Annotated in this window: 9 protein-coding genes; 5 read left to right on the top strand and 4 right to left on the bottom strand. The window is 77.2% G+C overall.

Features of this window, described 5'->3' with window-relative positions; all coding sequences use genetic code 11:
- The first annotated feature begins 2 nt into the window (after window positions 1-2).
- Both ACFY32_RS17305 and ACFY32_RS17310 read left to right on the top strand, forming a co-directional pair.
- Window positions 3-776 (top strand): MBL fold metallo-hydrolase, encoded by a 774-nt coding sequence (locus ACFY32_RS17305; RefSeq protein WP_359197060.1) that lies wholly within the window; start codon window positions 3-5, stop codon window positions 774-776.
- Window positions 773-1,393: a DedA family protein gene (locus ACFY32_RS17310; protein ID WP_390674603.1), complete on the top strand. Its 621-nt coding sequence runs from the start codon at window positions 773-775 to the stop codon at window positions 1,391-1,393. Before ACFY32_RS17305 ends, ACFY32_RS17310 begins: the two co-directional genes overlap by 4 nt.
- Before the next feature lie 13 nt (window positions 1,394-1,406).
- Here ACFY32_RS17310 and ACFY32_RS17315 read toward each other — a convergent pair whose 3' ends face one another.
- The 4 genes from ACFY32_RS17315 to ACFY32_RS17330 form a co-directional block, all read right to left on the bottom strand.
- Window positions 1,407-2,465 (bottom strand): MBL fold metallo-hydrolase, encoded by a 1,059-nt coding sequence (locus ACFY32_RS17315; RefSeq protein ID WP_390674604.1) that lies wholly within the window; start codon window positions 2,463-2,465, stop codon window positions 1,407-1,409.
- Window positions 2,462-3,706, bottom strand: coding sequence for an aminotransferase class I/II-fold pyridoxal phosphate-dependent enzyme (locus ACFY32_RS17320; protein ID WP_390674605.1), 1,245 nt, complete (start codon window positions 3,704-3,706; stop codon window positions 2,462-2,464). Before ACFY32_RS17320 ends, ACFY32_RS17315 begins: the two co-directional genes overlap by 4 nt.
- Window positions 3,707-3,841: 135 nt before the next feature.
- A complete protein-coding gene (locus ACFY32_RS17325; protein ID WP_390674606.1) occupies window positions 3,842-4,612 on the bottom strand; it encodes a hypothetical protein in 771 nt (256 codons plus the stop codon).
- Between the two features lie 557 nt (window positions 4,613-5,169).
- Entirely contained in the window at window positions 5,170-5,373 is a 204-nt protein-coding gene (locus tag ACFY32_RS17330; RefSeq protein WP_390674607.1) for a hypothetical protein, read from the bottom strand.
- A gap of 150 nt (window positions 5,374-5,523) precedes the next feature.
- Here ACFY32_RS17330 and ACFY32_RS17335 point away from each other — a divergent pair, with 150 nt between their 5' ends.
- The 3 genes from ACFY32_RS17335 to ACFY32_RS17345 are packed head-to-tail and all read left to right on the top strand — an operon-like array spanning window position 5,524 to window position 6,937.
- Entirely contained in the window at window positions 5,524-5,910 is a 387-nt protein-coding gene (locus ACFY32_RS17335; RefSeq protein WP_390674608.1) for a DUF2795 domain-containing protein, read from the top strand.
- A gap of 14 nt (window positions 5,911-5,924) precedes the next feature.
- On the top strand, window positions 5,925-6,356 hold the full coding sequence (locus ACFY32_RS17340; protein WP_390674609.1) for a CBS domain-containing protein: 432 nt from the start codon (window positions 5,925-5,927) through the stop codon (window positions 6,354-6,356).
- A gap of 41 nt (window positions 6,357-6,397) precedes the next feature.
- Window positions 6,398-6,937: a type 1 glutamine amidotransferase domain-containing protein gene (locus ACFY32_RS17345; protein ID WP_390674610.1), complete on the top strand. Its 540-nt coding sequence runs from the start codon at window positions 6,398-6,400 to the stop codon at window positions 6,935-6,937.
- The last annotated feature ends 147 nt before the right edge of the window (window positions 6,938-7,084 follow it).

Consider the following 7,084-nt stretch of genomic DNA (forward strand, 5'->3'; position numbering starts at 1 on the left):
AGGTGCCGGTGGAGGTCACCTGGTGGGGTCATGCCACCTGCACGGTCGAGGACTCGGGCATACGCGTTCTCACCGATCCCCTGTTCGCCCGGCGTCTGGCGCATCTGCGCCGCAGGAGGGGCGCACTTCCGCCGTCGAGCGCCTGGCGTGCCGACATCGCGCTGGTGTCCCATCTGCACGCCGACCATCTGCATGTGCCGTCGCTCGCGCGGCTCGCGCCGGGCACGCGCCTGCTCGTGCCCCGGGGCGCGCCCCGGACCGTGCCGGGTCTGCGCCGGCTCTCCCACCTCTCGCTGACCGAGGTCCTGCCGGGCGACGAGACGGCCGCCGGGGATCTGCGGATAAGGGTGGTGCCCGCCGAACACGACGGGCGGCGGCTGCCGCTGGGACCGCGCCGCTCCCCCGCGCTGGGCTATGTCATCGAGGGCGAGGGCCGGACGTACTTCGCCGGGGACACCGCCCTCTTCGACGGCATGGCCGAGGAGGTCGGTCCGGTCGACGCGGCGCTGCTGCCGGTCGGCGGCTGGGGGCCGTACCTCGGTGAGGGGCACCTGGACCCGGGGCGGGCGGCCGAGGCGCTGGCGCGACTGTCGCCGGGCAGCGCGGTGCCGGTGCACTACGGCACGTACTGGCCGATCGGGATGGACGCCGTGCGCCCCCACGAGTTCCACACGCCGGGCGACGAGTTCGCGCGCCTGGCGGCGCTGCGCGCACCGGGGGTGGCGGTGCACCGGCTCGGGCACGGGGAGAGCGTGCGGCTGGAGGCTGCCCGGTGACCTGGCTCGCCGCCGTCACGGTGATTCCGCCGGACACGACGCAGCAGGCGCTCGGCTATCCGTCGCTGTTCCTGCTGGTGCTGATCGGGGCGCTGGTGCCGGTGGTGCCGACGGGGGCGCTGGTGAGTTCGGCGGCGGTGGTGGCGTTCCACCGGACGGCGATCTCGCTGGGGATGGTGTTCCTGACGGCCTCGCTGGCGGCGTTCCTCGGGGACCTGGCGCTGTACTGGCTGGGCCGGCGCGGGATGAAGTCGAAGAACGGGTCGCGCTGGCTGGAGGCGATCCGCTCGCGGGCGCCCGAGGACAGGCTGGCGCAGGCGCAGGAGAAGCTCGCCGGGCACGGGGTGGCGGTGCTGGTGCTGTCCCGGCTGGTGCCGGCCGGCCGTATCCCGGTGATGCTGGCCTGTCTGATGGCGAAGTGGCCGGTGCGGCGCTTCGTCCGCGGCAACCTTCCCGCCTGTCTGGCGTGGGCGGTGACGTACCAGCTCATCGGGATACTCGGCGGCTCGCTGTTCAAGGAGCCGTGGGAGGGCGTGGCGGCGGCGGTGGTGCTGACGGTGGTGGTCGGCGTGGCGCCGGGCCTGTGGAAGCGGATGCGGCGCCCGGCGAAGGCGTAGCCCTCCCCCGCCGCTATCCGCGGTCCAGGACGCGGGAGGCGCCCACCGGCAGGTCCCACAGGTGCTCGCGGGGCAGGCCCGCCCGCTGCCAGGCGGCCCGGACCCGGGTGAGGGGTTCCAGGACGGGCTCGGCGGAGAGGACGAAGGTGGCCCAGTGCATGGGGGCCATCCGGCGGGCCCCGAGGTCCTGGGCGGCCTGGACCGCCTCCTCCGGATCGCAGTGCACGTCGCTCAGCCACCAGCGCGGGTCGTAGGCGCCGATGGGCAGCAGCGCGAGGTCGATGCCGGGGTAGCGGCGGCCGATGCGCTCGAACCAGTGGCCGTAGCCGGTGTCCCCGGCGAAGTACACCCGCCGGCCGTCGGGGTCGGTGAGGACCCAGCCGCCCCACAGGGTGCGGCAGGTGTCGGTGAGGGTGCGCTTGGACCAGTGGTGGGCCGGTACGAAGTCGAAGCGGACGCCGCGCAGTTCGGCCGCCTCCCACCAGTCCAGCTCGGTGACCCGGGTGAACTTGCGGCGGCGGAACCAGCGGCCGAGCCCGGCCGGGACGAACACCGGGGTGTCGCGCGGCAGTCGGCGCAGGGTGGGGGCGTCCAGGTGGTCGTAGTGGTTGTGGCTGATGACGACCGCGTCGACGGGCGGCAGCGCGTCCCAGGCGACGCCGACGGGCGTGATCCGGGCCGGGGTGCCCAGGATGCGCCGGGACCAGACCGGGTCGGTGAGGACGGTCAGCCCGCCGACCCGCACCACCCAACTGGCGTGCCCCGCCCAGGTGACGGCGACGGTGCGGGCGTCCACGCGGGGCAGCGGGCCCGGTTCGTACGGCAGGTGGGGGATGCCGGCGAGACCCTCGGGGCCGGGTCTGACGGCGCCCTCGCGGGCGAACCGGGCGGCGGCCCTCAGGCCGGGCAGCGGGGTGGTCAGCCGGTCGTGGAAGGTGCGCGGCCACACCCGGCGCTCGCCCAGCGGGCGGGGCGCGGCGGGCGGCGGGGAGGGCGTCAGCGGTGACGTGCCCGCCGGGGCGCCGGTGTCCCCGACGGGCGTGGTGGTGGTCGGCTCGGACTGCTGCGTCATCGGTGAGGCTCCCATCGCTGGGCGTCGCGCAGATCGTCGAAGACTGTCTTCAGATCGTTCAACGCGCGTTGCAGGTGTGGCAGTTCCAGTGGATCGGGTGCGGTGAGACAGGCCGCGCGCTGCTCGTCCGAGGCGCCCAGCAGGGGCCCGGTGGACAGCCGTACGCGCGGGGTCGCGAGGTCGTCGCCGAAGCGGTGCCCGCCGGGGGCGGGCAGGCCGAGCCGGCCGGTGAGGAAGTCCTCCAGTTCCTGGGCATCGCCGACGCCCCGCCCGGCGAGCGCGCCGCGCAGCGGGGAGAGGTCGGCGTACAGGTGGCGGCCGGCCCGGGGCGGCCGGGACAGCGCGCCCGCGCCGGTGACGGCGGCGTGCACGGCGGCGGCCACCCGTGCGTGCAGGCGTACGGCGGCGGCGCGGCGGGCGGTGACCGGCGCGGGTTCGGCCAGGGCGTACGCGGCGGCGGCGGTGACCGGGGAGGCGACGCGGGCGCCGAGCGCGGTGAGCACGTCGAGCACGCGTGCGTGGAGGGCGTCCCCGGCGGCGCCGGCGGGGAAGCGGGCGACGGCGGCGGGCCAGCCCGGCGGGAGCAGCGCGCCGGCCAGGTCGGTGACGACGGTGACGTGCTCGGGCAGCATCTCGGCCGGGCTGAGCAGCATCGTGGCGTGGGGGCCGTGCAGGGTGTCGCGCCAGGTCTCGTCGGCGGCCAGGTGCAGGCCCTCGCCGGCGGCGGCCTCGACGGTCTCGTGCAGCAGTTCGGGCGGGGCGACGGTGCCGGTGGGGTCGTCGGCGACGGAGAGCACCAGCAGCCTGGGGTCGCCGCCCTCGGCGCGGACCCGGCGGACGGTCTCCAGCAGGGCGTACGGGTCGGGGACGCCGCCGGACTCGGCGGGGGTGGGCACGTGGAAGACGGGTCTGCCGATCAGCCGGGCGTACGGCGCCCACCAGGCGGCGCAGGGTCTGGGCACCAGGACGTCGCCGCCGAGCGCGGCGGTCAGCGCCAGCAGCAGCGGCGGGGCGCCGGGGGCGGCGGCGACCCGGCCGGATTCGGTGGGCAGGCCGCGGCGGTCCCAGTAGCCGCGGGCGGCGTCCAGCAGGGCGGGGGCGCCGCCGGCCGGGTCGGCGGCGGCGCGGCCGGCGGCGCCGGCGAGCACTTCGGTGAGTTCCGGGGGCAGCGGCAGGCCGTCGTCGGGGAGCGGCGGCCCGTACCGGACGGGGCCGTGCCCTTCGGTGACCGTGCGCCCCATCCGTACCTCCGCCCGGTCCGCCCGGTGTCGTACGCCTCGCCGGGCCCGTCCCGCCCGCCCGTCCTCTGAGTACCCACCCCGCCCCCGGACCATGGCTGCGGGAACGGGTCGCGCGGATCACGGAGGAACGCGCGGTCAGCGGCCGGCCGCGCGGTCCCGGAAGCGCAGCCGGTGGGCGGCGGCGGCGAGCGCGCCCGCGATCAGGACGCCGCCGGCGACCAGGGCGGGGACGGAGTCGGTGAAGGCGCCGCCCTGGCCGGCGTGCACGCCGTGCGGGGGCGGCGGGGCGTCGCAGGGCTCGCCGGGGCGCACGGTCACCGGGCAGGGCGGCTTGGTGGTGCCGCAGTGGCCGCCCGGCCGGACCGGCTCGGGGCAGGGCTTGCCGCCCGGCCTGAGCACGGTGAACGTGGCGCTCCACGCGGGTCCCCCGGCGCCGCGCGGCCCCGGGCAGGTGCCGTCGACGGTCCAGTCGGTGTCGGGGCCGGCGGAGTCCGGGCCGCCCTCGAAGTTCGCGGCGGGGGCGATACGGGCGGTGCCCCGGTAGGCGGGTCCGGCGCCCTTGTCGTCGTCGCCGGGGACCTTGCGGAGCGCGACCGTGCCCTCGTCGAACGCCTGCGAGGTGGCGTCCAGGACGGCCGGCGCGGTGCCGTGGACGCCGGGGCAGGAGACGGACACGGTGACGGTGCCGCCCGGTTCGACGGTCCCGGGGCTGACCTCGGCGGCGGGCTCCCGGCCGCCGGGCCGCCGCCCCGCCTCCGCCCCGGCCGGTTCCCCGGGGACCTCGGCCGGGCCGGGCGGCTCCCCGGCGTCCGGGATCTCCTCGTCGAGCGGTTCGTCCGCGTCGGGGATCTCCGGCAGCTCCGAGTCAAGCGGTTCCTCCGCCTCGGCCGGCCCGACCGGGTCCACCGCACGTACAGGTCCGGCCGCACCCGCCGCACGTACCGGTCCAGCCGGGCCCGCCGCACGTACCGGTTCAGCCGGGCCCGCCGCACGTACCGGTTCAGCCGCACCCACCGCACGTACCGGCCCGCCCGCGCCCGCCACACGTACCGGCCCAGCCGCGCCCACCGCACGTACCGGCCCAGCCGCGCCCACCGCACGTACCGGCCCAGCCGGGCCCGCCGCACCCACCGCACGTACCGGCCCGGCCGGGGCCGCCGTCCCGCGGACGGCCGGGGCCGCGTGGCCGGGTGCGGGGCCGGTGGTCAGGGCGGCGCCGGCCAGGGCGGCGACGGACAGGGCGCGGGCGGTGCGGCGCATGGGGCGGGCTCCTTCGAGCGACGGCTCGGGGGGCACGGCACTCGCGCCCCCTGCGGCCATCACAGCCCGCCCGGCCCCGTCCCGCGCGCCGCCCTGGGCCGTTCGCGGGACCGGCGCCCCCGCGCGGGTGACCCGACGGGTTTCCCGCCTGCTCCGGCCGCACCGGCCGGTGTGAGGCGGCAGGGGCGGCCCGGAGCAGGGCGTCAGAGGGAAACCGCGGCAGTCCCGGCCGGGGCGGGAGCCGGGACCGGCCCGGCGGCCGGGACCGCCGGGTCGAGGGCGGGGGCGGGGGTGTCGGGCGTCGGTTCGGCGTCCGCGCCCGGCAGCAGCAGATCCTCGTAACAGCCGAGGGCCAGCACCACGCCGAGCATGAGGACCGGGATGAGCAGAGCGAGCAGCACCGCCATGGTCCTGTCCGTCCTTCCGGAGGAGAGGGTGAGGCGTGGGGGGTGCGGGGCGGGTTCCCGCTCCGCACCGGGCAAACCCGCGCGGTTTCCCGTGTCGCCGCGCGCTCGCCGGGTACGCGGTGCGGACCCCCGAAGGATGTGGAGGGAGACATGCAGCGAGGCAGCGACCGGCTGAGCGTCCACCGTGACGACGAGATGAAGCACGAACTGCAGGGAATGCTCAAGTCCGGGCACCCCACGCGCACCGAGGAGTGGAACGACCCGGAGCCGACCGCCGAGGACGACCCGGAGGTCATGAACGGTCCGGTCACACCGGGCCGGGGGCCGTCGTCACTGGAGACGCTCCGGCTGGAGCTGGCCCGGAACCTGACGCGCGGCACGTTCCCCGCGACGCCGCGCGAGGTGGCCCGCGCCCTGCGGCACGGCCACGCGCCCGACGCCTTGGTCGAACGGGTCCAGGCGCTGCCCCACGAGGCGCGCTACGGCACGGTCCAGGAGCTGGCCGAGGCGGTCACCGGCACGGCTCCGGGCAGTTAGTGGAGGGCCGGATCATGACCACCCGTGTGAAGGACGTGATGACCCCCGGTGTGGTCGCCGTCCGGCCGGACGCCTCGCTCATGGAGGCGGCGCGGCTGATGGCCGGGCAGAACATCGGCGACGTCGTGGTGGCCGACGGGCAGCGCGTGGTCGGGGTGCTCACCGACCGGGACATCACCGTGCGGGCCGTCGCCGAGGGCGTCGACCCGCTGGCGGTGGGCGTCCGGTCGGTGTGCACCCCCGATCCGCTGGTGGTCGGCCCCGACGACCCGGTGGCGGACGCGGTGGCGCTGATGCGCGAGCACGCGGTACGCCGGCTGCCGGTGGTGGAGAACGGGCTGCCCGTCGGCATGGTCAGCCTCGGCGACCTGGCCGCGGCCCGGGAGGCGGACTCCGCGCTCGCCGACATCAGCCGCGCCGAGCCGGACGCCCGCGACGCCGGGTGACGGCCGACCCACTTGAGATGTCGAAAGGACGTACAGAGATCATGCGCATCGCATTTCTGACCGCGCCCGAGGGCGTGGAGCAGGTCGAGCTGACCGAGCCGTGGCGGGCGGCGCGGGACGCCGGTCACGAACCGGTGCTGGTGTCGACGCAGCCGGGCGAGGTCCAGGCGTTCAACCACCTCGACAAGGCGGACACCTTCCCCGTGGACGAGGTGGTGGGCGAGACGTCGGCCGACTCCTTCGGCGGCCTGGTGCTGCCGGGCGGCGTCGCCAACCCCGACTTCCTGCGCACCGACGAGAAGGCCGTGGCGTTCGTCAAGGACTTCTTCGACCAGGGCCGCCCGGTCGCCGCGATCTGCCACGCCCCGTGGACGCTGGTCGAGGCCGACGTCGTACGGGGCCGGGTGCTGACCTCCTGGCCCAGCCTCGCGACCGATCTGCGCAACGCGGGCGCGACCTGGGTCGACGAGCAGGTCAAGGTCTGCGACCACGGCTCCAACCGGCTGATCACCAGCCGCAAGCCGGACGACCTGAAGGCGTTCTGCGAGACCTACCTCGCGGAGTTCGCCAAGACGGGCTGAGGCCGCGCGCCGGTACGTGAGTGGGGGGCCCCCCCCGGGGGGCCCGGGGGGGGCCCCCCCCCCCCCCGCGCCCCCCCCCGCCCCGCGGGGGGGGGGGGGGCCCCCCCCCCCGGCGCCCCCCCCCCCCCCCCGGGGGGGCCGCGGCGG

It is taken from the genome of Streptomyces sp. NPDC000134, assembly GCF_042899225.1.
Lineage (GTDB): Bacteria > Actinomycetota > Actinomycetes > Streptomycetales > Streptomycetaceae > Streptomyces.

Excerpts from the sequence above, each read along its gene's own strand:
- ACFY32_RS17335 (WP_390674608.1), top strand. The coding sequence starts at position 5,524 with ATGCAGCGAGGCAGCGACCGGCTGAGCGTCCACCGTGACGACGAGATG.
- ACFY32_RS17330 (WP_390674607.1), bottom strand. The coding sequence starts at position 5,373 with ATGGCGGTGCTGCTCGCTCTGCTCATCCCGGTCCTCATGCTCGGCGTG.
- ACFY32_RS17345 (WP_390674610.1), top strand. The coding sequence starts at position 6,398 with ATGCGCATCGCATTTCTGACCGCGCCCGAGGGCGTGGAGCAGGTCGAG.
- ACFY32_RS17315 (WP_390674604.1), bottom strand. The coding sequence starts at position 2,465 with ATGACGCAGCAGTCCGAGCCGACCACCACCACGCCCGTCGGGGACACC.
- ACFY32_RS17320 (WP_390674605.1), bottom strand. The coding sequence starts at position 3,706 with ATGGGGCGCACGGTCACCGAAGGGCACGGCCCCGTCCGGTACGGGCCG.
- ACFY32_RS17340 (WP_390674609.1), top strand. The coding sequence starts at position 5,925 with ATGACCACCCGTGTGAAGGACGTGATGACCCCCGGTGTGGTCGCCGTC.